The sequence below is a fragment of the Stutzerimonas stutzeri genome, from assembly GCF_002890895.1.
Classification (GTDB): domain Bacteria; phylum Pseudomonadota; class Gammaproteobacteria; order Pseudomonadales; family Pseudomonadaceae; genus Stutzerimonas; species Stutzerimonas stutzeri_AB.
Map to the genome: position 1 here is coordinate 1 of NZ_POUL01000013.1, position 23,722 is coordinate 23,722.

Annotated in this window: 21 protein-coding genes; 14 read left to right on the forward strand and 7 right to left on the reverse strand. The window is 61.1% G+C overall.

Annotation, left to right across the window (positions count from 1 at the left end):
- Nucleotides 1–193: 193 nt before the first annotated feature.
- From CXK96_RS18750 to CXK96_RS18770, 5 genes are all read right to left on the reverse strand, one after another.
- Nucleotides 194–1,066 carry a metal ABC transporter substrate-binding protein gene (locus CXK96_RS18750; protein ID WP_102837952.1) on the reverse strand — a complete coding sequence of 291 codons (873 nt, stop codon included), beginning with the start codon at nt 1,064–1,066 and terminating at the stop codon, nt 194–196.
- A 9-nt stretch (nt 1,067–1,075) separates the two neighbouring features.
- The gene (locus tag CXK96_RS18755; RefSeq protein ID WP_180981566.1) at nt 1,076–1,894 is read right to left on the reverse strand and encodes a metal ABC transporter permease; all 819 of its coding nucleotides are present in this window, start codon (nt 1,892–1,894) and stop codon (nt 1,076–1,078) included.
- Nucleotides 1,895–1,935: 41 nt separating this feature from the next.
- Nucleotides 1,936–2,607, reverse strand: a complete 672-nt coding sequence (locus tag CXK96_RS18760; protein ID WP_102837954.1) for a metal ABC transporter ATP-binding protein — start codon at nt 2,605–2,607, stop codon at nt 1,936–1,938.
- A 414-nt stretch (nt 2,608–3,021) separates the two neighbouring features.
- Nucleotides 3,022–3,777, reverse strand: coding sequence for a GntR family transcriptional regulator (locus CXK96_RS18765; protein WP_019340774.1), 756 nt, complete (start codon nt 3,775–3,777; stop codon nt 3,022–3,024).
- A 110-nt stretch (nt 3,778–3,887) separates the two neighbouring features.
- The gene (locus CXK96_RS18770; protein ID WP_102837955.1) at nt 3,888–4,142 is read right to left on the reverse strand and encodes a hypothetical protein; all 255 of its coding nucleotides are present in this window, start codon (nt 4,140–4,142) and stop codon (nt 3,888–3,890) included.
- 3 nt (nt 4,143–4,145) lie between these two features.
- On the opposite strand from CXK96_RS18770, the gene CXK96_RS18775 reads away from it, so the two are divergent.
- Nucleotides 4,146–5,492, forward strand: a complete 1,347-nt coding sequence (locus CXK96_RS18775; RefSeq protein WP_102837956.1) for an NCS2 family permease — start codon at nt 4,146–4,148, stop codon at nt 5,490–5,492.
- Nucleotides 5,493–5,663: 171 nt separating this feature from the next.
- Nucleotides 5,664–6,290 (forward strand): LysE family translocator, encoded by a 627-nt coding sequence (locus CXK96_RS18780; protein WP_102837957.1) that lies wholly within the window; start codon nt 5,664–5,666, stop codon nt 6,288–6,290.
- Between the two features lie 188 nt (nt 6,291–6,478).
- Here the strand turns inward: CXK96_RS18780 and uraH are convergent, their stop codons facing one another.
- A complete protein-coding gene (gene uraH, locus CXK96_RS18785) occupies nt 6,479–6,832 on the reverse strand; it encodes a hydroxyisourate hydrolase (protein ID WP_102838056.1) in 354 nt (117 codons plus the stop codon).
- Nucleotides 6,833–7,190: 358 nt separating this feature from the next.
- Here uraH and puuE point away from each other — a divergent pair, with 358 nt between their 5' ends.
- From puuE to CXK96_RS18830, 9 genes are all read left to right on the forward strand, one after another.
- The gene (gene puuE / locus CXK96_RS18790) at nt 7,191–8,123 is read left to right on the forward strand and encodes an allantoinase PuuE (protein ID WP_102837958.1); all 933 of its coding nucleotides are present in this window, start codon (nt 7,191–7,193) and stop codon (nt 8,121–8,123) included.
- Nucleotides 8,120–8,635: a 2-oxo-4-hydroxy-4-carboxy-5-ureidoimidazoline decarboxylase gene (uraD, locus tag CXK96_RS18795; RefSeq protein WP_102837959.1), complete on the forward strand. Its 516-nt coding sequence runs from the start codon at nt 8,120–8,122 to the stop codon at nt 8,633–8,635. The genes puuE and uraD overlap by 4 nt, the downstream gene beginning before the upstream one ends.
- Nucleotides 8,636–8,673: 38 nt before the next feature.
- Nucleotides 8,674–9,669 (forward strand): allantoicase, encoded by a 996-nt coding sequence (gene alc / locus CXK96_RS18800; protein WP_102837960.1) that lies wholly within the window; start codon nt 8,674–8,676, stop codon nt 9,667–9,669.
- Between the two features lie 67 nt (nt 9,670–9,736).
- Entirely contained in the window at nt 9,737–10,261 is a 525-nt protein-coding gene (locus CXK96_RS18805) for an ureidoglycolate lyase (protein ID WP_102837961.1), read from the forward strand.
- A gap of 137 nt (nt 10,262–10,398) precedes the next feature.
- Nucleotides 10,399–11,652: a urate hydroxylase PuuD gene (locus tag CXK96_RS18810; protein ID WP_102837962.1), complete on the forward strand. Its 1,254-nt coding sequence runs from the start codon at nt 10,399–10,401 to the stop codon at nt 11,650–11,652.
- Nucleotides 11,653–11,863: 211 nt separating this feature from the next.
- Entirely contained in the window at nt 11,864–13,213 is a 1,350-nt protein-coding gene (locus tag CXK96_RS18815; protein WP_102837963.1) for a nucleobase:cation symporter-2 family protein, read from the forward strand.
- Nucleotides 13,214–13,372: 159 nt separating this feature from the next.
- Complete coding sequence (locus CXK96_RS18820) at nt 13,373–14,923, forward strand: cation:proton antiporter family protein (protein WP_102837964.1); 1,551 nt, start codon at nt 13,373–13,375, stop codon at nt 14,921–14,923.
- A 212-nt stretch (nt 14,924–15,135) separates the two neighbouring features.
- The gene (locus tag CXK96_RS18825) at nt 15,136–16,635 is read left to right on the forward strand and encodes a nucleobase:cation symporter-2 family protein (RefSeq protein WP_102837965.1); all 1,500 of its coding nucleotides are present in this window, start codon (nt 15,136–15,138) and stop codon (nt 16,633–16,635) included.
- A gap of 75 nt (nt 16,636–16,710) precedes the next feature.
- Nucleotides 16,711–17,532 carry a DUF5020 family protein gene (locus tag CXK96_RS18830; RefSeq protein ID WP_102837966.1) on the forward strand — a complete coding sequence of 274 codons (822 nt, stop codon included), beginning with the start codon at nt 16,711–16,713 and terminating at the stop codon, nt 17,530–17,532.
- Nucleotides 17,533–17,753: 221 nt separating this feature from the next.
- On the opposite strand, the gene CXK96_RS18835 is transcribed toward CXK96_RS18830, so the two are convergent.
- Nucleotides 17,754–19,685: a methyl-accepting chemotaxis protein gene (locus CXK96_RS18835; protein ID WP_102837967.1), complete on the reverse strand. Its 1,932-nt coding sequence runs from the start codon at nt 19,683–19,685 to the stop codon at nt 17,754–17,756.
- Between the two features lie 341 nt (nt 19,686–20,026).
- Here CXK96_RS18835 and CXK96_RS18840 point away from each other — a divergent pair, with 341 nt between their 5' ends.
- The 3 genes from CXK96_RS18840 (at nt 20,027) to CXK96_RS18850 (ending at nt 23,658) form a co-directional block, all read left to right on the forward strand.
- The gene (locus tag CXK96_RS18840) at nt 20,027–20,650 is read left to right on the forward strand and encodes a TetR/AcrR family transcriptional regulator (RefSeq protein ID WP_102837968.1); all 624 of its coding nucleotides are present in this window, start codon (nt 20,027–20,029) and stop codon (nt 20,648–20,650) included.
- A gap of 201 nt (nt 20,651–20,851) precedes the next feature.
- Complete coding sequence (locus tag CXK96_RS18845) at nt 20,852–22,912, forward strand: putative bifunctional diguanylate cyclase/phosphodiesterase (RefSeq protein ID WP_180981563.1); 2,061 nt, start codon at nt 20,852–20,854, stop codon at nt 22,910–22,912.
- A 62-nt stretch (nt 22,913–22,974) separates the two neighbouring features.
- Entirely contained in the window at nt 22,975–23,658 is a 684-nt protein-coding gene (locus tag CXK96_RS18850; protein ID WP_102837969.1) for a spermidine synthase, read from the forward strand.
- Nucleotides 23,659–23,722 lie beyond the last annotated feature (64 nt).

A 23,722-nucleotide genomic window follows, 5' to 3' on the forward strand; every position in this document is an offset into this window, starting at 1 on the left:
GGCCGCAGCGCTATCTACGTCGCAGGCTCAAAGCCTAAGGGTGGATACGGCTTCCTGGCCTTCCCCCGATGATCAGTCGGGAACTATCACCCCAACATAGCGTGGTAGTCGAGATACAAGGGTGGATGTCGCTTTCTACATCCACCGCCACGTCGCATCGAGCTCGATCAATGCATGGATCGCGTGATCCACCCTACCGCTTCAGCGCTGCCATCAGCGTTTCAAGGTTGTGCTCGAACATGCCGAGATAGGTGCTGGCCGGCCCTTCGCTGGCCAGCGCATCGGAGTAAAGGGTGCCGCCGACGTTGGCGCCGGCCTCTTCGGCGATTTGCTCGATCAAGCGCGGATCACGGATATTCTCGACGAACACCGCTCGCACACCTTCGTTGCGTAGTTGACGGATCAACGCCGCCACCTCGGCCGCCGAAGGTTCGTCGTGGGTCGACAGTCCCTGCGGCGCGATGAAATCCAGCTGCCAGGCTTGGCCTAGGTAGCCGAACGCATCATGACTGGTCACGACCTTGCGCTGACTGGCCGGCAAGCTCGCGATCTGCGCATCGGCCCTCTTCAGCAAGGCATGCAGCCGGCCCAGGTAGGCGTCACGTCGCGCTTCATAGCCTTCACGATGATCCGGGTCGAGTTGCACGAGCGCCTTGGTGATGTTGCGCACGTAGATCTCGGCGTTAATCAGGCTCTGCCACGCATGCGGATCCGGTACCTGTTCGCCGTCTTCCTCCAGCATCAACGGAACAACGCCCGCACTGGCATTGATGCGCTTTCCCGCAGGATCGCTACTGGCCAGCAGCCGCTCCAACCAAGGTTCGAAACCCAGACCGTTGGCGACGATCAGGTCAGCCCGCAGCAGTGCCTTGGCGTCATCCGGGCTGGGCTCATAAACATGCGCATCGGCATCCGCGTCGACCAGATTGGTCAGTTCAATCCGATCACCACCGACTTGCTGGGCAAGGTCAGCGAGAATGCTGAAGCTGGTGACGACATTGAGCTTTTCCTCGGCATGCAGTGAAAGCGGCAGCCACAGCGTGAGCACAAAAAACAGGTATCGCATGGTGAAACCTCAGACGGTGATGGGAAAAGCGCGCGAGCGCAGCAGGCCTTGAACAGGCCCAGCCACGACCGAAAACAGATAGAAGGCGCCGGCTAGCAGCACGATGCACGGCCCACTGGGCAGGCTGGCATGGAAGGAGAGCAGCAGCCCCAGCCATACGCACACGGCCCCAATCAGCGCGGCCAGCGGCAGCAGCACCGGCAACCGTCTGCTCCAGAAGCGCGCCGCAGCGGCAGGCAACATCATCAGCCCAACCACCATCAGCGCGCCGATGGCCTGGAAGCCAATAACCAGATTGAGCACGACCAGCGTGAGAAAGGCCGCGTGTGCCAACGGCCCGAAGCGGCTGACGCTACGCAGAAACAGTGGATCAAGGCTATCCAGCGCCAGAGCGCGGTAAGTCAGTGCAAGTACCAGTAGGCTGAACACAGCCGTGCCGAGCATGCCCACCAGTGTGGTCATGTCGACCGCCAGTGCCGAGCCAAACAACAGGTGCAACAGGTCCAGCTTGCGACCCGCCAGTCCGAGCAGCAACACGCCACTGGCGAGCGAAATGGGATAGAGCGCGGCCAGACTGGCGTCTTCACGTAGGCCAGTTCGCCGACTGACCCAGGCCGCCGCTCCCGCCATTCCCAGCCCGGCCACGAGGCCGCCGAGGGTCAGCGCCGGCAGACTCAAACCAAACAACCAGAACGCCAATGCCGCGCCGGGCAAGATGCCGTGGGCGATGGCATCTCCGATCAGGCTCATCCGCCTGAGGATGAGAAACACACCCAGTGGTCCGGCACTGCAGGCCAGCGCCACGCCACCAAACAAGGCGCGACGCATAAAGGCGAACTCAGCAAATGGCGACCACAGTAGATCGAGCGTCACGCGACCTGCCCAAGCCGTTGACGGTCGGCCATGAACTGCTGGATGGGCGCGGCGATGCACCCGTTGCGCGCGATCAGCAAGCCGCCGCAGCGCTTTTCGCTAAGACCTGCAAGGTTGTGGCTGACGAGGACCAGAGTCCTTCCCTGCTGCCGCCAGCGCTCAATATGCTGCCAGAGCAAACGCAGCCCCACGTCATCCAGCGCCGCCTCTGGCTCATCCAGCAACAGCACCTGGGCGTCAGTCAGACTCAGACGCGCCAACAGCGCCCGCTGCAATTCCCCGCCGGACAAAGCGTGCAGGCCCTGGCTCTGCAAATCCAATAGGCCCCAATCCGTCAACGCTTGTTTCAAGCGTGTCTGGCGCTCGGCACGCCCGAGACGGCTACGCCAGAAACCGCCGCTGACCAGTTCGGCCAGGCGAATCGGAAATTGCCGGTCGACATGCTGCTGTTGAGGCAAATAAGACACCCCACCCAGAAGTGGAACGCCAATATCGACCCGACCCGCAACTGGACGATCAAGGCCGGCGATGACCTTGAGCAGACTGCTCTTACCGGAACCATTGCTCCCGATCACGGCCGTCAGGCTTCCAGCCTCCAGCGCCAGATCCAGCGGCGGTGTCAGCGCTCGCCCACCCGCGCCCCATTGCAAACCCTGGAATTGAATCATCATCACCTCGGATATTTCGGCACCCGCAACACACCGTTCGACCGTACAAGCGGAAGCGCCTAATGTACTGGTTATAACATAACATTATGCGCATCGAGATCGTCCCGCACAACGGCGATATGCACCGCTAGGGATTGAGGCGCAGCGCGGCGAGCCAGGCGGCACTAGGTACGAGTTGGAAAACGGATAGCGGGCCGACCAGCACCGTATGCAGCCTCAAACGAACGAGACAGAAATTGGTGGGCTTTTTTGACTTAACGCTGGATGGCGGGACGTTTAGCGAAGCGCTGTCCGAAGGAGATAGAGCTCAGTGCAGAGCTGATAGAAAGGTGAGCGCGGACGCGAGAGCGGCGCCTTCAGCGGCTCGGCCGTCAGAGACGCACCGAGCCAATTCCATTTGAAGCTGGAAGAACGCTAGCGGGCTGTACGCGGCTTTTTCTTGGCCAGGGCCAGATGCGAAAACACCGCATGGAGATCATCCGACGCGCTGTCTTCATCGAGGTTGAGCTTGCTGTCGATGTGATCCATGTGATGCATCATCAGGCGCACCGCCTTTTCGCTGTCTCGAGCGGCGATGGCGTCGATCAGCTCGTTGTGCTCATCGAACGAGCAATGCGAGCGGTTGCCGCTTTCGTACTGCGCGATGATCAGCGAGGTCTGCGACACCAGGCTGCGCTGGAAGCTCACCAGCGGCGCGTTCTTCGCCGCCTCGGCCAGCTTCAGATGAAACTCCCCGGAAAGACGGATTCCAGCGCCACGATCGCCGCGGGCGAAACAGTCCTGCTCGTCGGTCACCATTTGCCGCAGCTCGCTCAGCTGCTCAGCGCTGGCATGTTGCACGGCCAGCTCGGTAATCGCGCGTTCCACCATGCGCCGGGCAAAGAAGATCTGCCGCGCTTCATCGACGCTCGGGCTGGCAACTACCGCGCCGCGATTGGGCCGCAGCAGCACCACGCCTTCATGGGCAAGCCGTGACAAGGCGCGACGAATGATGGTGCGACTCACGCCGAAAATCTCGCCCAACGCCTCTTCGCTGAGCTTGGTGCCCGGCGCCAGGCGCTGTTCAAGGATTGCATCAAAGATGTGGGCGTAAACGATGTCGTCCTGTGTCCCGGTACGGGCCTTGCCGCTTCGTGTCGGCTTTTTCAGAGGCTGCAACTGTTCGTTCATGGTGACTCGCGTCGGAATTGTCGGCAGATCGAACTTTACTGCCTTTCGTTACGCAGCTGGGAGTCGCCAACAGCGAAACAAGGAAATAAAGCGCTTTTTATTGTGCACAATCAGTGAATCCAGAAATATTCCAGAATGTCGAGAAGACGCCCTACTTCGTGCTCTTTCACCTCAACATTGCTTAGCGGGAACAGCGAATACGCCATAGTCACCGAAATGCCTGTTGCATTTCTTGTATACAAAAGCATAATCGCGTCAAGCCTTTCTGACCTTTCGGTCAACAAACCGAATGAAAGCGCCCCACCATCACCTGCCCTCGAGAGCCACTGCTCTAGGTGATAGACAACAAGAACGATGAGGAACACCTTGTGGAAACCACCAAGCAGGAACAGCCGGCCCTCGGCCTGCAGCCGAAAAACCCCGGCTTGCTCGACCGATTCTTCAAACTCAGTGCTCACCGAACCACTATCAAGACAGAGTTGCTAGCCGGCCTGACGACCTTCGTCACCATGGCTTACATCATCTTCGTCAACCCGAACATCATGGCCGATGCGGGTATCGACCACGGCGCCGCATTCGTCGCCACCTGCATCGGGGCGGCCCTCGGCTGCCTCCTGATGGGCCTGTACGCCAACTGGCCGGTGGGCCTGGCACCGGGCATGGGCCTCAACGCGTTCTTCACCTATACCGTGGTCGGTGAGATGGGCTACAGCTGGGAGATCGCCCTTGGCGCGGTGTTCATCTCCGGCATCCTGTTCATGATCATGAGCCTGTCCCGCCTGCGCGAATGGTTGCTCAACAGCATTCCAATGAGTCTGCGCTTCGCCATGGGCGCCGGGGTCGGGTTGTTTCTAGGGCTGATTGGCCTCAAGACCGCAGGCATCGTTGTCGACAGCCCGGCCACCCTGCTGACCATGGGTTCGTTCGGCGAGCCCACTGCCCTGCTCGCGGCGGTGTGCTTCCTGATGATCGCCGTGCTCAGCCACCGCAACGTCTTCGGTGCCATCCTGCTGAGCATGCTGGTGGTGACCGGCATCGGCTGGGCAATGGGTCTGGTCGAGTACAACGGCGTGGTGTCGATGCCGCCCAGCCTGGCGCCGACCTGGCTGGCGATGGATATCGCCGGCGCGCTGAATGTCGCGATGGTCAGCGTGATCCTCGCGTTCCTCTTCGTGAACATGTTCGATACCGCCGGCACCCTGATGGGCGTCGCGCACCGTGCGCACCTGGTGGATGAGGACGGCAAGATCCAGAACCTCTCCCGCGCGCTGAAAGCCGACAGCACGTCCAGCGTCGTGGGTGCCTTCGTAGGCTGTCCGCCGGTGACCAGCTATGTGGAAAGCGCTTCAGGCGTTGCCGCGGGCGGACGCACCGGCTTGACTGCGGTGACCGTCGGCGCACTGTTCCTTATCGCGATGTTCTTCGCGCCGCTGGCCGGCATGATCCCTGCCTATGCAACTGCGGGGGCGTTGATTTACGTCGCGATGCTGATGATGAGCGGTCTGGCCAATATCGACTGGAAGGATCACACCGACACCATTCCGGCTATCGTCACCGTGGTGATGATGCCGCTGACCTTCTCCATCGCCAATGGCATCGCGCTGGGGTTCCTGACCTATGCGACGCTCAAGCTGCTGACCGGACAGCGCGACAAGGTTTCGATCAGCCTGTACGTGTTGTGTGTGATCTTCATCGCCAAGTTCGCCTTTCTTTAATCAGGCGAACCAGTGGCCCCACCGTTCCGGCGGTGGGGCTTTTTGACGTTTTGAAGCCTGCGGATTGCGGTTGGAAGAACTGTAATGATGCAACCTGATCCACCCCCGCAGCCGCGTGGTAGCCCAATCCACGCTACCTACATTTTCTAATTGCTACCGAGGAGTGCCGAAATGAGCCTGGAAACCTGGTTGTTGTTTGCGAGCGCGGCGCTGGTGGTCATCCTGATCCCCGGCCCGCTGTCGCTGCTGATGATCAGCAACAGTCTCAACTACGGACTCCGCCGTTCCTGGCCGGCCTTCGTCGGCGGGGTTAGCGCCTCGATCTGCCTGCTCTGCGCCTCGGCGTTGGGCCTTGGGGCGCTGCTGCTGGCGTCGGAGCAGGTATTCAGCGTTCTGAAAATCATCGGCGCCTTCTACTTGTTTTATCTGGCCTGGCAGAGCTGGCAGGAATCGCGCCGCCCCGCCAACGCGCCCAGTGTGGCGACCGCTGAGGTCAGCCCGCGCTTTCGCCAGCTGTTCTGGCGCGCGTTTGGCCTGGGCGCCAGCAACCCGAAGGACATCCTGTTCTTTGCGGCCTTCCTGCCGCAATTCCTCAGTGCGGATCGGCCCTTCATGCCGCAGCTACTGGTGATGATCCTGACCTGGGCGGTGCTGGACCTCTGCTGCAAGCTGGCGTACGGGCTGGGGGCGCATGGCGCGGCGCGCTACCTGCGCACCGGGAAGGGGCAGGTTTGGTTCAACCGAACCAGCGCTGCGCTGTTTGGAAGCGCGGGAGCGGCTTCCTTGATGAGTCGGTGAGGGTTCCATGAAGCGGTGGGTAGGCTTCGCGCTAGCCACCCTACCGGCCTGCGCCAACAGCGGTCAGACACCACCGAACGCCACCTCAAAAAAAACCCGCCATAGAGGCGGGTCGGGGACTCAGGGGAGTCAAGGTTTCACGCATGGGAGAGGTAACCGCCGTACCGATAACGGCACGGCAGGTGCCATCAGCTGCCTCGATAGGTCGAGTAGCTGTACGGCGAAATCAGTAGCGGCACGTGGTAATGATCCTGCTCGGCGCTGATGCCGAAGCGCAGTACCACCACATCGAGAAAAGCCGGCTCGGGCAGCGTTACGCCGCGTCCGCGGTAATAGTCGCCCGCCGAGAACTGCAGCTGATAGACGCCGGAACGATAGTCGTCACCGTCCAGCAGAGGTGAGTCGCAGCGGCCATCGCTGTTGGTCTGGCGCGTGGTCACCAGCTCCAGGCGTTCGCCTTCAACGCGATAGAGTTCAATGCGGATATTGCTGCCTGGGCAGCCGTGAGCGGCATCCAGTACATGAGTAGTCAAACGTCCCATAGATTCCAGCATCAGCGATTGGCCGCCAATGCCCGCCTCCTCTTGGTGTGTGAGTGGTGGAGTGAGTCGAGCATAGCATCCCGCAAGAAAAAACAAAGACAGTTTCTGCAAAAATTGTACACAATTTATAAATCCTCACCTTGGCTCAGTTCCTGCTGGTCAGCATCGGATGGCAAGGCTCTGGCCGGCAGAATATGCAATGAACGCTATGAGGTGAATGCCAAGACCCCAGGTTCAGACGGTCGGCTTGTCGAGATTTTTGATTTACAAACTGCAAAACGTTTTGTATACAATTGAGCCATGACGGTTGCCTGCACTTTACAGCGGCAACCCGCGGATCAAACAAGGAATAACAACAGTGAGCGCAGACTACCCTCGCGACCTCATCGGCTATGCCGAGAATCCACCCCATCCGCAATGGCCGGGCAATGCCCGTATCGCCCTGTCGTTCGTGCTCAACTACGAAGAAGGCGGCGAGCGTTGCGTGCTGCATGGCGACAAGGAATCCGAAGCCTTCCTGTCCGAGATGGTTTCAGCCCAGCCCCTGCAGGGCGTGCGCAACATGAGCATGGAGTCGCTCTACGAATACGGAAGCCGTGCCGGGGTGTGGCGCCTGCTCAAGCTGTTCCGCAAGAACGACATTCCGCTCACGATCTTCGCCGTAGCGATGGCCGCGCAGCGTCACCCGGACGTAATCAAGGCCATGGCCGCCGACGGGCACGAGATCTGCAGTCATGGCTATCGCTGGATCGACTACCAGTACATGGATGAAGCGCAAGAGCGCGAGCACATGCAGGAAGCCATCCGCATCCTTACCGACATCACTGGCGAGCGTCCGCTGGGCTGGTACACCGGCCGCACCGGGCCGAATACTCGCCGGCTGGTGCGCGAGGAAGGCGGCTTCCTCTATGACTCCGATACTTATGACGACGACCTGCCCTACTGGGACCCGGAATCGACGCCCGACAAGCCACACCTGGTGATCCCCTACACGCTGGACACCAACGACATGCGTTTCACCCAAGTGCAGGGCTTCAATACCGGTGACGACTTCTTCAATTACCTGAAGGATGCGTTCGACGTGCTCTATGCCGAAGGCTGTGAAGGCGCGCCGAAAATGCTGTCCATTGGCATGCACTGCCGCTTGCTGGGCCGTCCCGCACGTCTTGCCGCGCTGCAGCGCTTCATCGAGTACGCCAAGGGCCACGAGCAGGTGTGGTTCGCCCGCCGTGTCGACATAGCCCGCCACTGGCACTCGACTCACCCGCTTACTCAGGAACGCAGCCTATGACCCCGTTCAAGACCATCAAGCCGTCCACCCTGGACCGCGACGCCTTTATCTCGACCTTCGCTGATGTCTACGAGCACTCGCCGTGGGTCGCCGACACTGTTTATCAGGCCGGTGTGGACGAGACGCTGGACTACGTGGAGGTGATGCACACCCGCATGTCGCAGGCCATGTTGTCGGCTCACCACGACACCCAGCTGGCACTGATCAACGCTCACCCGGACCTTGCCGGCAAGGCTGCCGTACGCGGCGAGCTGACCGCATCGAGCACCGCCGAGCAGGCCGGTGCCGGGATTCATGAATGCACGGCCGAAGAGTTCGCCCGCTTTACCGAGCTGAACGATGCCTACAAGGCCAAGTTCGGCTTCATCTTCATCATGGCGGTCAAGGGCAGTAACCGGCACCAGATCCTTGCAGCCTTCGAGGAGCGCATGAATAACTCGCAAGAGCAGGAATTCGCCCGCGCCCTGGCCGAAATCAACAAGATCGCCCTGTTCCGTCTGCAGGCGATGTAAGCAAGCACCATCAGACGACACGAAGAGAAGAACAACGTATGAAAAGCTACGCCGTACCTTTCGAAAAATACGTCAACCTGGCCGACGCCCGTCTGGGCACCAAGGCCATCTCCGTCACCGACGACTGGTTCGCCGACGTCAACCGGCTGTTCCAGCCGACGCCGGCCGTATGGAAGGAGGGCGTTTTCGATGACAACGGCAAGTGGATGGACGGCTGGGAGTCGCGCCGCAAGCGCTTCGAAGGCTACGACCACGCGGTCGTTCGCCTCGGCGTGCCCGGCTCGATCAAGGGCGTCGACATCGACACCAGCTTCTTCACCGGCAACTTCCCGCCCTCCGCCTCACTGGAAGCCTGCTTCCTCGCCGAAGGCGACCCGGACGACAACACCCAGTGGACTGAAATCCTTCCCGCGGTAGAGCTGCAAGGCAACAGCCACCATTACCACGAGATCGCGTTCGACAAGCCGGTCAGCCACCTACGCTTCAACATCTACCCGGATGGTGGTGTCGCCCGTCTGCGCGTGCACGGCATTCCGTACCGCGACTGGAGCACGGTTGGTGACAACGAGCAGCTCGACCTGGCCTCGGCGCTCAACGGCGGCCGCGCACTGGCCTGCTCCGATGAGCATTTCGGTCGCATGAGCAACATTCTCAACCCGGGTCGCGGCATCAACATGGGCGACGGCTGGGAAACCGCCCGCCGCCGCACGCCGGGCAACGATTGGGTCATCGTCGCGCTGGGCACCCCTGGCGAAATCGAGCGCATCGTCGTCGACACCCTGCACTTCAAAGGCAACTACCCGGACAGCTGCAACATCCAGGCGGCCTTTGTTAAAGGCGGCACCGACAGCCAGATCGAGACCCAGAGCCTGTTCTGGCGTGAACTGTTGCCGAGCCAGAAGCTGGAAATGCACGCCGAACACGAGTTCAGCGAGCAGATCGCCAAGCTTGGTCCGATCACCCACGTGCGCCTGAACATCTTCCCCGACGGTGGCGTCAGCCGTCTGCGGTTGTTCGGCAAGGCAGTGAAGTAAAAACTCCTGTAGGAGCGAGCTTGCTCGCAAGCTCGCTCCTACATAAACACCAAACAGAGCAGTCCCTATGCGCACACTCAAGATCGAACCGCTGACCAAGGAAGCCTTTGCCCCCTTCGGTGATGTCATCGAAACCGAAGGCAGCGACTACTTCATGATCAATAACGGTTCCACCCGCCGCTATCACAAGCTGGCGTCGGTCGAGACCGCGCAGCCGGACGACAGGGCCATCATCAGCATCTTCGCCGCCGACGCGCTGGAAATGCCGCTGGTCATTCGCATGCTCGAAAGACACCCGCAGGGCAGCCAGGCTTTCATTCCGCTGCTCGGCAACCCCTTTCTGGTCGTGGTCGCGCCACCTGGCGATGCACCTGTACCGGGTAACGTCCGCGCCTTCCGCAGCAACGGCAGGCAGGGCGTCAATTACCACCGCGGCGTCTGGCACCACCCGGTGCTGACGATCGAAAAGCGGGATGAATTCCTGGTGGTCGATCGCAGCGGTTCTGGCAACAACTGCGACGAGCATTTTTTCACCGAGGACGAGCAGCTTCTCCTCGACCCCCACCGGGACTCCGGCCAGGCAACCGATTGATCAGCGCGGGCATGACCGGCGCGGCTGTGGACTAGCCGACACCAGACATGCGTGCTTCAGAACAAGCGGAACACTTGCGACGAGTCGAATAAGAAGAAACAACGGTTGGCGTGCCAGCCGTGCAAGAGGTAATTATCGTGGAAGCACATCTGACCGAATGGCTGAACCTTACTGTTCGCTGGATACACATGATCGTCGGCATCGCCTGGATCGGTGCGTCGTTCTACTTCGTCTGGCTGGAAAACAACCTTAACCGCGCCAACCCCCGCGACGGCCTGTCGGGCGATCTCTGGGCGATTCACGGCGGCGGTATCTACCACCTGGAAAAGTACAAGCTGGCACCGCCACAGATGCCGGACAACCTGCACTGGTTCAAGTGGGAGGCCTACACCACCTGGCTGTCGGGCGTGACCCTGCTGATGGTGGTCTACTACCTCAACCCTTCGCTCTACCTGATCGCGCCTGGCAGTGATCTGGCGCCGGCCATGGCCATTGCCATCGGTTTCGGCTCGCTGATCGTCGGCTGGTTCGTCTATGACGTGCTCTGTGACTCGCCGCTTGGCAAGAAGCCCGCACTGCTCGGCCTGATCCTGTTTGTCCTGGTGATCTTCGCTGCCTGGGCCTATTCGCAGGTCTTCAGCGGACGTGCGGCGTACATCCACACCGGCGCGCTGATCGGAACCATCATGGTCGGCAACGTGTTCCGCATCATCATGCCGGCACAACGTGCGCTGGTCGCTGCCATCGAGCAGAACCGCACGCCGGACCCATTGCTGCCCGCCAAGGGCCTGCTGCGCTCGCGCCACAACAACTACTTCACCCTGCCGGTGCTGTTCATCATGATCAGCAACCACTTCCCGAGCACCTACGGCAGCCAGTACAACTGGCTGATCCTGGCCGGTATCTCGGTACTCGCGGTGCTGGTGCGTCACTACTTCAACACCCGTCATGACAGCAATCGCTTCGCCTGGACACTGCCTGCTGCTGCGGTTGGCATGATCTGTCTGGCGTTCGTCACTGCGCCGAACCGCCAGGGTGGCGTACCCAATGCGGTGCCAACCAGTCCGCGTGAGCAAAGCCTCGAAGCCCAGCAGGCCGCTGCCGCAGCACCGGCCGCGCAAGCCGGCAACAGCGAGTTTGCCGCGGTTCATCGGGTGATCAACGAGCGCTGCACCGTTTGCCACGCCGCGCAGCCAAGCAGCCCGCTGTTCAGCGCAGCGCCCGCAGGCGTGATGTTTGATACGCCCGAGCAGATCCGCCTGCAGGCTGCGAAGATTCATGCGCAAGCCGTGGCCAGTCAGATCATGCCGCTGGGCAACATGACCAACATGACTCAGGACGAGCGCGACCTGCTCGGAGCCTGGATCGACAAGGGCGCGCCGATCGACTGATCGCCGCTCACCAGCCGCGCTTTCGAGCGCGGCTTTTTTTCACCTCTTCAACGCTCAAGCCGCGCTGCACCAGGCGAGGCCTCAGCTCAACCCGAGATCAAGCCCAGCGGACGGCGACAGCCGCAACCCCGAGCACCCTTATACCCGGCCCCGCTCGTTCGGCGGGGCCACCGCGACCATCCAATAACAAAAGCGTCCGAGGTGTTTTTGCATGAACGATGTGACCGAGCGAGAGACCGCACCCGCCACAGAGAAGCGGCTGCCCTTGCTGCAGATGCTGCTGGTGAGTTTCCAGCACGTGCTGCTGATGTATGGCGGCGCGGTTGCCGTCCCGCTGATCGTGGGCCAGGCAGCAGGGCTGTCTCGTGAGGAGATCGCCTTCCTGATCAACGCCGATCTTCTGGTGGCCGGCATCGCCACGGTCGTGCAATCGATGGGCATCGGGCCGGTGGGCATCCGCATGCCGGTGATGATGGGCGCCAGCTTCGCGGCGGTCAGCAGCATGGTAGTGATGGCCGGCATGCCCGGCGTGGGCATGACCGGAATTTTCGGCGCGACTATCGCAGCCGGCTTCTTCGGCCTATTGATTGCGCCGTTCGTGTGCAAGATCGTCCGCCTGTTTCCCCCGCTGGTAACGGGCACCGTGATTACCGCCATCGGCCTTTCGCTGTTCCCGGTCGCAGTGAACTGGGCGGGTGGTGGCAGCGGCACCGGTCAGTTCGGCGCCCTGCCCTACCTAGGCGTGGCGGCAGCCGTGCTGGCGGTGATTCTGCTGATCAACCAGTTCATGCGCGGCTTCTGGGTCAACGTCTCGGTCTTGATCGGCATGGCGCTGGGCTACGTACTCGCCGGCAGCCTGGGCATGGTCGACTTGTCCGGCATCAACGCCGCGCCGGCATTCCAGGTGGTCACGCCGAATCACTTCGGGGCGCCGCAGTTCCTGCTCGCACCGATCCTGTCGATGTGCCTCGTGGTGGTGATCATCTTTGTCGAATCAGCCGGCATGTTTCTCGCGCTGGGCAAGATCACCGGGCAGGAGGTCGACCCGAAGCAGCTGCGCCGTGGCCTGCTGTGCGATGCCGGCGCGACCTTCCTGGCCGGGTTCATGAACACCTTTACCCACTCCTCTTTCGCGCAGAACATCGGCCTGGTGCAGATGACCGGCGTACGTAGCCGCTTCGTCACGGCGATTGCCGGGCTGTTCCTGATCAGCCTGAGCCTGCTGCCCAAGGCCGCATTCATGGTGGCTTCGATTCCGGCGGCGGTGCTGGGCGGCGCCGGCATCGCCATGTTCGGCATGGTCGCGGCCACTGGTATCAAGATTCTTCAGGAAGCTGACATCGGTGACCGTCGAAACCAGCTGCTGGTGGCGGTGAGCATCGGCCTCGGGATGGTGCCGGTAGTCCGCCCTGAGTTCTTTGCGCATCTGCCGCATTGGATGGAGCCGATCACCCACAGCGGTATCGCGGTGGCGACGCTCAGCGCGGTGACCCTCAACCTGCTGTTCAACGTGCTCGGTGGCGCCGAACGCCAGGCGCTCACAGGCGCTGCGCATCACTGACAATACCGTCCCAAATAAGCCCCCAGGCCCGCCATGTGCGGGCCTTATTTTTTCTGCCTTGCTTTATTCTCCAGCCGCCCGACACTCGACAAGCACCGCACCACCGTTAAAATGCCCCGCCGTCCTATCCCCGCCCGCCCGAACGAGAAGGTCTGACCCATGATCGAAGCAACCTGGATCGCCTTCGCATTCATCCTCGGCCTTGCGACACGCTCGATCGGGCTGCCACCCCTGATTGGTTATCTGGCTGCCGGCTTTGCCCTCGCCGCCTTTGGCGAACATTTCGGGGTCGGCCCGACCGACAGTGTGATTCTCGAGCACCTCGCGCACCTGGGCGTGCTGCTGCTGCTGTTCACGGTCGGTCTCAAGCTCAAGCTGAGCAACCTGGTGCGCCGCGAAGTCATCGGCGGCAGCCTGCTCCACTTCGGCATATCCAGCCTGGTGGTAATGCCGGCGATTCTGCTGTTTCTCGACACCAGCTGGCGCGACAGTCTGTTGCTGGCGATCGCCTTGTCGTTCTCCAGTACCGTACTGGCCGCGAAAGTGCTTGAAGGCAAACGCGAACTGCGCGCCTTTCATGGCCGTGTCGCCATTGGAGTCCTGATCATTCAGGACCTGATCGCTCTGGTGGTGATGAGCATCGCCAGCGGCAAGGTGCCGTCAGCCTGGGCGCTGCTGGTGTTCGGCTTACCATTACTGCGCCCGCTGCTGTTCCGCCTGCTCGATCACAGCGGCCACGAGGAACTGATGGTGTTGCTGGGGCTGATGCTGGCGCTGGTCGCCGGCGGTCTCGGCTTTGAATATGTGGGCCTGAGCTCCGAGCTGGGCGCGCTGGCCTTCGGTGCGATGCTGGCCAAACACAAGCGCGCCACCGAGCTTTCCAATTCACTCTGGGCGATCAAGGAAGTCTTCCTGGTCGGGTTCTTTCTGCAGATCGGCATCGGTGGCCTGCCGGACATGAACGCCATGCTCTTCGCCGGCGCAGTAGCACTGCTGTTGCCGCTCAAGGGCGCGCTGTTCTTTTTCCTGTTCCTGCTGTTCCGCCTGCGCGCGCGCAGTGCCTTTCTCAGCGCTGCAAGCCTAACCAACTACAGTGAGTTCGGCCTGATTGTCGCCAGCGTGGTGCTGCCGCAATGGCTTACCCCACTGGCCATCACCGTGGCCCTGTCGTTTGTTGTCTCTGCTCAGCTCAACCGGATTTCACACCCGCTCTACGACCGCTTTGCCAGACGCCTGATCCCTCTGGAGCGCAACACACGCCACCCAGACGAACAGCCGGTGTCGCTGGGCGACGCGCAGATCCTGATCATGGGTATGGGCCGCACCGGACGTGCCGCCTACGATCATCTGCAGAATCAGGGCTGGCGATTGATCAGTCTCGATTCCGACCCGGTAACCGTGGAAAAAAGCAGCGAAAAAGGCCGCCACGTACTGTTCGCTGACGCCGAAGACCAGATGTTCTGGGAGAGCCTGGAGATGAACAAGGTCGAGGCGGTGATCCTGGCGATGAACGATGCGGAAGCGAAGATCATCTCCACGCGCAAACTGCGTGGCAAAGGTTTCGATGGGCTGATCGTCTCCCACGCGATGTACGAAGACATCGCCCAGCAGATCGAGGAGGCCGGCGCGGATCGCACTTACCTGACCATGAGCGAAGCCGGTGCGGGCCTGGCGGAGAACGTCGCGCGGGAACTGCAGCCAAACCGCTGACTGACATTGAATCAAGCCCACCCAGCGGACAATCACTGCCCTGCCAGCGCAATTGTGCACAATCGTTAAATTAATTGTTTCAACAGCTGTTCACAGGTTGTTATAGTCGAGCCCAACCTGACCGAACGAACAGCTTTTCGACGGTCAGTCTACGAGGTCCGTGCAGCCTCGGAAGCCCATGACCGAACAATAACGAATGGCAGGCTTGACTCATGACCGCAACCGAATCCAGGAGCGGTGACGCTCCCAACCAGGACCTGATCTATCAGCTCGAAGATCGCCCGGGTCCGATCCCCGCTACGTTCGCCGCGATACAGCACGTACTCGCCAGCTTCGTCGGCGTCATCACACCGACCCTGATCATCGGCAGCGTGCTGGGGTTGGGCGACTATGTCCCCTACCTCGTGAGCATGGCGCTGTTCGTCTCGGGCCTCGGCACCTTTATCCAGGCCAAGCGGATCGGCCCGATCGGCGCCGGCATGCTTTGTCTGCAGGGCACCAGCTTCGGCTTTCTCAGCGTGATTCTGGCGGCCGGCTTTATCGTGAAGAATCGGGGTGGCAGCCCTGAAGACATCCTAGCCACGCTGTTCGGCGTCGGCTTCTGCGCGGCCTTCGTCGAAATCGCTGTCAGCCGCTATATCGATAAACTGCGCCGAATCATCACGCCGGTGGTCACCGGCACCATCATCAGCCTGATGGGTCTGTCGCTGATCAAGGTCTCGATGACCGACATCGCCGGCGGCTACGGCGCAGAAAACCCAGGCGCCTTGCCGAATCTGGCGCTGGCCGGTCTGGTCCTCGGCACCATCATCGTCCTCAACCGCTTTGGCCTCCCCTTGCTGCGCTTGTCGGCGGTAATCGTGGCGCTGGTGGTGGGCTACGCGGCCGCTTGGATGATGGGCATGGTGGATTTTTCCAGCCTGGCCGCCTTGCCGGCAGTCAGCGTGCCGCAACCGTTCAAGTTCGGCTTTGCCTTCGATTGGATGGCCTTCATCCCCATCGCGGTGATCTTTCTGATTACGCCGCTGGAGACAGCCGGTGATCTGACCGCTAACTCGATGATCTCGCGTGAGCCGGTCAAGGGCCCGCTGTACATGAAGCGCATCAAGGGCGGCATTCTCGGCGACGGTTGCAGCTCGCTGCTGGCCGCGACCTTCAACAGCCTGCCGATGACCACCTTCAGCCAGAACAACGGCGTGATACAGCTGACCGGCGTCGCCAGTCGCCATGTGGGTCTGTATATCGCCGGCATCCTGATCTTGCTGGCGCTGTTCCCGGTGGTCGGTGGCGTGTTGCAGCTGATGCCCAAGCCGGTGCTCGGCGGCGCCACGCTGATCATGTTCGGCACAGTCGCGATCGCAGGCATCAAGATCCTCGCCGAAGCCGGCCTCAACCGTCGCAACATGCTGATCGTGGCAATCTCGCTGGGCCTGGGCCTGGGCGTAGCCGCCGTACCGGATGTGCTGACCAACCTGCCCGACGTCCTGAAGAATATCTTCGGCTCACCCATCACCATCGGTGCGTTCAGCGCGATCCTGCTCAACTTCTTCCTTCCGCGCGAGCCGGAAGAGATGGATGACTACGATCCGGACAACCTGATCGAGGACACGGTTGGCACCAACACCCTGGCCGTCAATATCCCCGATTACTCCAAGGTCCATCCGAAAGCCACCACCACCGACCCATCGGCCCAGCTGACGCCTACGGGCTGACGGCTCCGGCGCCCGGCCTGCGCGCCGGGCGCCTCACCTGCATTCATCACAACAACAAAACCAAAGGGTATCAACATGACCTTCAAGCGCACTTCACTGTCGCTGGCGATGGCCGGCTGCCTGCTGTCCGCCCCGGCCTTTGCCGATGGCATGCTTCACTGGCAGAACAACAGCCTCAGCTATCTCTATGGCCAGAATTTCAAGGTCGACGCCGGCGAGATCCAGCAAACCGTGACCTTCGAGCACGCCAGCGGCTGGAGCTGGGGCGACATGTTCCTGTTCGTCGATAACAAGTGGTACAACGGCCTGTCAGGCGAGGAAGGACACACCTACTACGGCGAATTCAGCCCGCGCCTGTCGCTCGGCAAACTGAGCGGCCAGGACGTGAGCTTCGGCCCGGTCAAGGATGTGTTGCTGGCAGCCACCTACGAGCGCGGCGAAAGCAGCGCCGGCCGCCCCAATCAGACCTATCTGCTAGGCCCGGCTGTCGATCTCAATGTGCCCGGCTTCGATCGTCTGGCCATCAACGTGTACTACCGCAAGCCCGACGGCACCACCCGCCGCGCCTCCGGCCAGTGGCAGGTCACGCCGACCTGGGCGATGACCTTCCCGGTCGGCAAGTCAGACATCCTGTTCGACGGATTCATCGACTGGGTGGTCAACGACGCCGGCTCGGAAAGCAGCGGTGATTTCATGTCGAAGAACCTGCACATCAACCCGCAGATCAAGTACGACCTGGGCAAGGCGCTGGACGGCGAGCCAGGCAAACTCTACGTCGGTATCGAATACGACTACTGGTCTGACAAATACGGCATCGAAGACGGTGGCTTTGTCAGCGATCTGGTCGGCGGCACCAACCAGAACACCGCCAGTCTGCTGGTCAAAGCGCACTTCTAAGCCAGCCGGCGCAGAGGTGTGGAACAAAAAAGCAGCCGAAAAGGCTGCTTTTCTACTGGTCACGTTTTTCAAGCTGCGTCGTTATGGCGTGTCCGGGTAGTGCGCTGAGTCGCGCACGGTTCGATAGCGAGCCCACCCTTAGAACGATCGGCGAGCGAATCGCTGAAGCATTACCGCAATACAGCGCGCCACCGCCCAGTGAACGGGGCGCGTCGCTCAGGTCACAGCTTGAAGCTGCCCATCTGCCGGCTCAGATCGTCTGCCAGGCGGCTCAGCTCATGACAATCTTCTCGACAGCCCTGCACATCACTGGCGGTGGCCTGGGCCAGGTCGGCGATGCCCTGTACGTTGCGGGTGATCTCCTCGGTCACGCTGCTCTGCTCTTCGGTCGCTGCCGCCACCTGTGTGTTCATGTCGCTGATCGCTTCGACTTGCTCGGTGATTGCACTGAGTGACTGCCCGGTGCGCTGACTCGCTTGCACCCCGGTGCCGGTCGCAGCCTGTCCTGCATGCATGGAATTGACTGCGTTTTCAGCACCGCTCTTGAGACCCTGAATCATCTGCTGGATCTCGTCGGTGGACGTCTGGGTCCGGCTGGCCAGGGTCCGTACTTCGTCGGCAACCACCGCAAAACCACGGCCCATCTCCCCGGCGCGCGCGGCCTCGATGGCCGCGTTCAAGGCCAGCAGGTTGGTCTGTTCGGAAATGCTGCGGATCACCGCCAGCACCTTGTCGATGGATGCCACCTGCTGCGCCAGATCGGTAACCGACTCCGCGGCGTGGCCGATATCACCCGACATCTTTTCGATGTGCGCAATCGAATCGCCGACGACTTTCCGCGCGGTGATCGCCTCGCTACGTGCCCCTTGCGAAGCCTGTGCGGCGTTGCTGGCGTTGCGCGCGATCTCCTGCACGGTCAGACCCATCTCGTGCACGGCGGTGGCGACCATGTCGGTCATTTCATGCTGGCGGCCCGCACGGGTCGCGGTGTTGTCCACCACCTGGGCGACCTGTCCCACAGAGCTGCGCAGTTGCTCGCTGGTGCTCAGCACATCACCGATCAACCCGCGCAGGCTACCGATGAAGCGGTTAAAGCCACGGGCCAGATCACCCAGCTCATCAGCCCGACTTTCATCCAGACGACGGGTGAGGTCACCACCACCGCCACCGATTTCAACAAGTGCATTGGTCACCTGACGAATAGGCTTCACCAGCCCGCGCGCCAGCAACACCACGAGACCGAGGAAGAACAGCGCGATACAGGCGCCGATCAGGCTGATGGTCCACAAGGTGCGGCGTGCCTCGGCGAAGATTTCCGCTTCCGGCACTTCACTGACCAACACCCAGCCCAGGCTTTCCAATGGCTGAGCGACCGCCAGAAACGCCTCGCCATCGCGTTCGAAGCGCACCGCGTCGGTTGCGCCGTCGAGGAGCTTCTGCGCCGCTTCACTACCGGTCAGTGCGGCAAGCTCGATCTGATCGTTGTTCTCGGTTTTCGGATGCACCTTGACGCGACCGCCGCCGCTGATCAGATATACCTCTCCACGCTCGCCGAAGCGAAAGTTGCTGATCAGTTCGGACATGCTCTTCAAGCTGAAGCCAAGCCCAGCCACCCCCAGGGTCCTACCGCCCGCCTCGATGCGCTGGTTGATGAACAGGGTGGGCTGGCGAGAGGCCTTGTCGATGTCGATCTCGAAGCGCCGTTTGGTGCCGCTGTCGATCAGGCTGTAAAACCAGCCGTCGCCAGGGGCATTGCGATTGAGGGTGCGTGAGAGCCCTGCTTCCGAATAGTAATTACCGCTATCGAGCACGGCGATGGAAGTCGTCAGCGCATTCTGCTGAGCCTTGACGCCCTCCAGGTATCGGCCCATCGCCTGCGCCTGGTCGGTGCTTTCACCGTACTGCAGCCAGTCCTGAACCAGCGTATTGCCGGCAATCCCGGCCGTGGCGGTGATCGGCGCCGCCAGAGTGCGCTCGATGTCATTGCGGATTGCGGAAATGTTGGCAGGCAGCGCCTGCCCCACCAGATAGCGCTCGGCCAGGCGGTTGACCGCCGACGAATAGACCAGAATGACAATCAGAATACTGGCAAGCAGAGCCGCCCCCATGCTGACGATCAATTGCCATTGAATACTGCGTTGCATGAAAGGCATGTGTGTGACCTCGGTTGTTTTTTAGTAAACGTACACAACCTTGATATCAATGTGTATACATAAATTATGTTTGACGCCAATATCCTATCGGTCAAAACGACCAAGGCTTGATGACCGTTTGGCGGACTGCTGTAGCCAGATCGATTTCCAGTGCTGCGAACGGGCGTGCTGGGCTATGACGTGTGCAGGCGCGACCCCTGACCAGACAGCCGCGCGTTACAACCCAGCGCTCTGGCTCCCCTCGCATCAAGCCCGCCTCTTGCCTTGAGGCTGTTCGGAAGCCGGTGCTAGGATGCGGCGGCAGGCCACCAGGCTGGGTGGTCATGAATCGAACAGGCCCTATGTCCAGTATCCGCGAGCGCAATAAAGAACTGATCCTTCGTGCTGCCAGCGAAGAATTCGCCGAGAAGGGCTTCGCCGCCAGCAAGACCAGCGACATTGCCGACCGCGCCGGACTGCCCAAGCCCAACGTCTACTACTACTTCAAGAGCAAGGAAAACCTCTATCGCGAGGTGCTGGACAGTATCGTCGAGCCTTTGCTGCAGGCATCTGCTCCGTTCAATCAGCCCGGCGAACCGGCAGACGTGTTGCGAGCCTATATCCGCACCAAAATTCGCATTTCCAGGGAGCACGCTTGCGCGTCCAAGGTGTTTGCCAGCGAGATCATGCATGGCGCACCCCATCTGCCGGCCGAGCGTGCCGCACAGCTCAATGCCCAGGCCGCCCACAATGTGGCCTGCATTCAGGGCTGGATTGACAAGGGATTGATGGCCGCCGTCGACCCCCATCACCTGATGTTCAGCATCTGGGCAGCGACCCAGACCTACGCCGATTTCGATTGGCAGATCTCCACCGTAACAGGCAAGACTGCGCTCGATGATGCCGACTATGAAGCCGCGGCCGAAACGATCACACGGATGGTCATCAAAGGCTGCGAGGTAAAGGAAGCGAATCCTGTTGGCTAACGCTGCAATCAAACCGCAATGGGACCTGTGGCATAGCCCTGCGGCGTCGTTTTCCGCTTCAATCAGGATTCGATCAAGGGGGCGGCAGGACACCCGCCAATCTGATACGTTCTGCTTCGCGCCCGCAGCCCGCGTCTTTGACGCATCACACACGACAACCAATACTTGCGCTGGCCACCGGCTCGGAAGAAGGAAATTCTATTGACCGCATTGCGCAACAGTCTGTCCAGAACACTGCTCCGTATCGTCCTGCTGTCCGCGCTTGCCGTTGGCCTGGTACTCAGCTGCGCGCAGATCATCTTCGATGCCTACACGACCCGCCAGCTGATCGATGCCGAAGCTCAGCGAATCCTGCGCATGACCCGCGACCCGTCCACTCAGGCGATCTATAGCCTGGACCGGGAAATGGGTGCCCAGGTCATGGAAGGCCTGTTCCAGCACGAGTCGATTCGCAAAGCCTCGATTGGCCTTCCCGGCGAAGCACCGCTGGCGGCCAAGTCCCGCCCGCTCATGTCGCACTCCTCGCGCTGGTTGACCGACCCGATACTCGGCCGCGATCAGGAGTTCTCGATCCCATTGATCGGCCGCCCGCCTTACAACGAATACTACGGCGATCTGCGCATCACGCTCGATACCGCCCCCTATGGAGACGCCTTCCTCAGGAGCTCGGTGGTGCTCTTCGTCGTCGGCATCCTTCGCGCGCTGGTGCTGGGTTTTCTGCTGTACCTGATCTATGAGTGGCTGCTCACGCGACCGCTGACCAAGCTCATCGAACACATGTCGCGCATCAACCCGGGCCGCCCCGGCGAGCACTCGCTGCCAATGCCAAAAGGGCATGAGCGCAATGAACTGGGCCTCTGGGTCGAGACGGCCAATGGTCTGCTCGCCTCCATTCAGCACAACATGCAGTTGCGTCATGCGGCCGAAAGCAACCTGCAACGCATGACCCGGTATGACTCGCTCACCAACCTGCCAAACCGCCAGCAGCTGCAGCAGCAACTGGACAACATCCTGAGCGAGGCCGCCAGGTTGCAACGCCGCGTGGCTATACTTTGCCTCGGACTCGATGATTTCAAGGGCATGAACGAGCAGTTCAGCTACCAGAACGGCGACCGGCTGCTGGTGGCGCTTGCCGATCGGTTGCGCAGTCAGAGCGGGCGCGTCGGGGCGTTGGCACGGCTGGGCGGTGATCAATTCGTCCTGGTGCTGGTCGGCTTCGAACAGCCCTACGAGGCGGCCGAACTGGCGCAGAAGGTGCTTGACGACCTTGAGCGTCCCGTCACCCTCGATGAGCAACACATACGTTTGCGCGCCACCATCGGTATCACCCTGTATCCCGAAGACGGTGACAGCACTGAAAAGCTGCTGCAGAAAGCCGAACAGACCATGACACTGGCCAAGAGCCGCTCACGCAATCGCTACCAGTTTTATGTAGCCAGCATCGACAGCGAAATGAGAACGCGTCGGGAGCTGCAGAATGATCTGGCCGAAGCCCTTCCCCGGGGCGAGTTTCACTTGGTCTATCAACCACAGATCGATTACCGCCTCAAACGCATCACCGGGGTCGAAGCCTTGCTGCGCTGGTCCCACCCGAGCGGCAAGATGGTTCCGCCCGACACCTTCATTCCCCTCGCCGAACAGAACGGCAGCATCATCGCCATAGGCGAGTGGGTGCTCGACCAGGCCTGCCGACAGCTGAGCGAATGGCATCAGCAAGGCTTCAGCGACCTGCGCATGGCGGTCAACCTGTCCACCGTACAACTTCACCACGCCGGACTGCCGGAGATGATCAGCAACCTGCTCAGCAGTCACAAGTTGCCACCCGAGACGCTGGAGCTGGAGGTGACTGAGACGGGTCTGATGGAAGACATCGCCGCAGCCACCCATAACCTGCACTGCCTGCGTCGCTCCGGTGCATTGATCGCCATCGACGACTTTGGCACCGGTTATTCATCGCTGAGCTACCTGAAAAGCCTGCCGCTCGACAAGATCAAGATCGACAAGAGCTTCGTTCGCGACATGGCGGCTGTCGAGGGCGACACGACCATCGTTCGAGCCATCATCCAGCTGGGCAAGAGCCTGGGCATGCTGGTGATCGCCGAAGGGGTGGAAACTGCCGAGCAGGAGCGCTACCTGATCGACGAAGGCTGCAACGAAGGCCAGGGCTACTACTACAGCAAACCCATTCCCGCAGCGGAACTGACCGCTTTGCTCAGCCAGTCGCTGCGGTTCGAGCGCCGACTCAACTCCGAACACCTGTAAATGCTGTTTGCCGTACCGCGCTTCAACCGCGCCCCTCCAATTTCAACCCAAGAGCGTCACCGATGAAGCGTTTTGTACTGATCGACACCGCCGAGATACCGGATGGCGGCGGTGCCCTGTGCCTGTTCGAATACGGTGACGATTTCGTCATCAAGATTCAGGGCGGCAACGGTAACCAGCTGATGAACACCCGCACGCACGGGTCCGAAGACGCGCTGGCAGAAATACCCTGCCGAAAGATCGCGCATCGGCCACAACCGCGTGTATTGATCGGCGGCCTGGGCATGGGCTTCACACTCGCCTCGGCGCTCAGGCATCTGGGCAAGGATGCCGAGGTTCAGGTCGCCGAGTTGGTGCCCGGCGTGATCGACTGGAATCGTGGCCCGTTGGGCGAGAAATCCGGCATGCCGATCAACGACCCACGTACCCGCGTGCTGCGCAAGGATGTCGCCGAGGTTCTGAAGAGCGAGCCGCACGGCTATGACGCCATCATGCTCGATGTGGACAACGGTCCCGAGGGGCTGACCCGCAAGAGCAACAGCTGGCTGTACTCCTCAACCGGGCTTGACGCCTGCGCCAGAGCGCTGCGTTCCAAGGGCTTGCTTGCCGTCTGGTCGGCCAGCGCCGATCAGGCGTTCTCCCAACGCCTCGCCAGATCAGGGTTCATCGCCGAGGAGGTCCAGGTGTTCGCTCACGGGAATCGCGGCACTCGACACACCATCTGGATTGCCGAAAAACGTAGCTGAAAGCCAAACCGTGGGCGGTAATGGCTTATCGCCATTCATGCCGCTATCGGCTTCAAAGGAGCTC

Bases quoted from the DNA above. Each gene is read 5' to 3' on its own strand.
- uraD (WP_102837959.1), top strand. From the start codon at position 8,120: ATGACCCCGTTCAAGACCATCAAGCCGTCCACCCTGGACCGCGACGCC.
- CXK96_RS18830 (WP_102837966.1), top strand. From the start codon at position 16,711: ATGACCTTCAAGCGCACTTCACTGTCGCTGGCGATGGCCGGCTGCCTG.
- CXK96_RS18755 (WP_180981566.1), bottom strand. From the start codon at position 1,894: ATGCGTCGCGCCTTGTTTGGTGGCGTGGCGCTGGCCTGCAGTGCCGGA.
- CXK96_RS18765 (WP_019340774.1), bottom strand. From the start codon at position 3,777: ATGAACGAACAGTTGCAGCCTCTGAAAAAGCCGACACGAAGCGGCAAG.
- uraH (WP_102838056.1), bottom strand. From the start codon at position 6,832: ATGGGACGTTTGACTACTCATGTACTGGATGCCGCTCACGGCTGCCCA.
- CXK96_RS18815 (WP_102837963.1), top strand. From the start codon at position 11,864: ATGAACGATGTGACCGAGCGAGAGACCGCACCCGCCACAGAGAAGCGG.
- CXK96_RS18825 (WP_102837965.1), top strand. From the start codon at position 15,136: ATGACCGCAACCGAATCCAGGAGCGGTGACGCTCCCAACCAGGACCTG.
- CXK96_RS18750 (WP_102837952.1), bottom strand. From the start codon at position 1,066: ATGCGATACCTGTTTTTTGTGCTCACGCTGTGGCTGCCGCTTTCACTG.
- CXK96_RS18805 (WP_102837961.1), top strand. From the start codon at position 9,737: ATGCGCACACTCAAGATCGAACCGCTGACCAAGGAAGCCTTTGCCCCC.
- alc (WP_102837960.1), top strand. From the start codon at position 8,674: ATGAAAAGCTACGCCGTACCTTTCGAAAAATACGTCAACCTGGCCGAC.
- CXK96_RS18850 (WP_102837969.1), top strand. From the start codon at position 22,975: ATGAAGCGTTTTGTACTGATCGACACCGCCGAGATACCGGATGGCGGC.
- CXK96_RS18780 (WP_102837957.1), top strand. From the start codon at position 5,664: ATGAGCCTGGAAACCTGGTTGTTGTTTGCGAGCGCGGCGCTGGTGGTC.
- CXK96_RS18840 (WP_102837968.1), top strand. From the start codon at position 20,027: ATGTCCAGTATCCGCGAGCGCAATAAAGAACTGATCCTTCGTGCTGCC.
- CXK96_RS18835 (WP_102837967.1), bottom strand. From the start codon at position 19,685: ATGCCTTTCATGCAACGCAGTATTCAATGGCAATTGATCGTCAGCATG.
- CXK96_RS18820 (WP_102837964.1), top strand. From the start codon at position 13,373: ATGATCGAAGCAACCTGGATCGCCTTCGCATTCATCCTCGGCCTTGCG.
- CXK96_RS18760 (WP_102837954.1), bottom strand. From the start codon at position 2,607: ATGATTCAATTCCAGGGTTTGCAATGGGGCGCGGGTGGGCGAGCGCTG.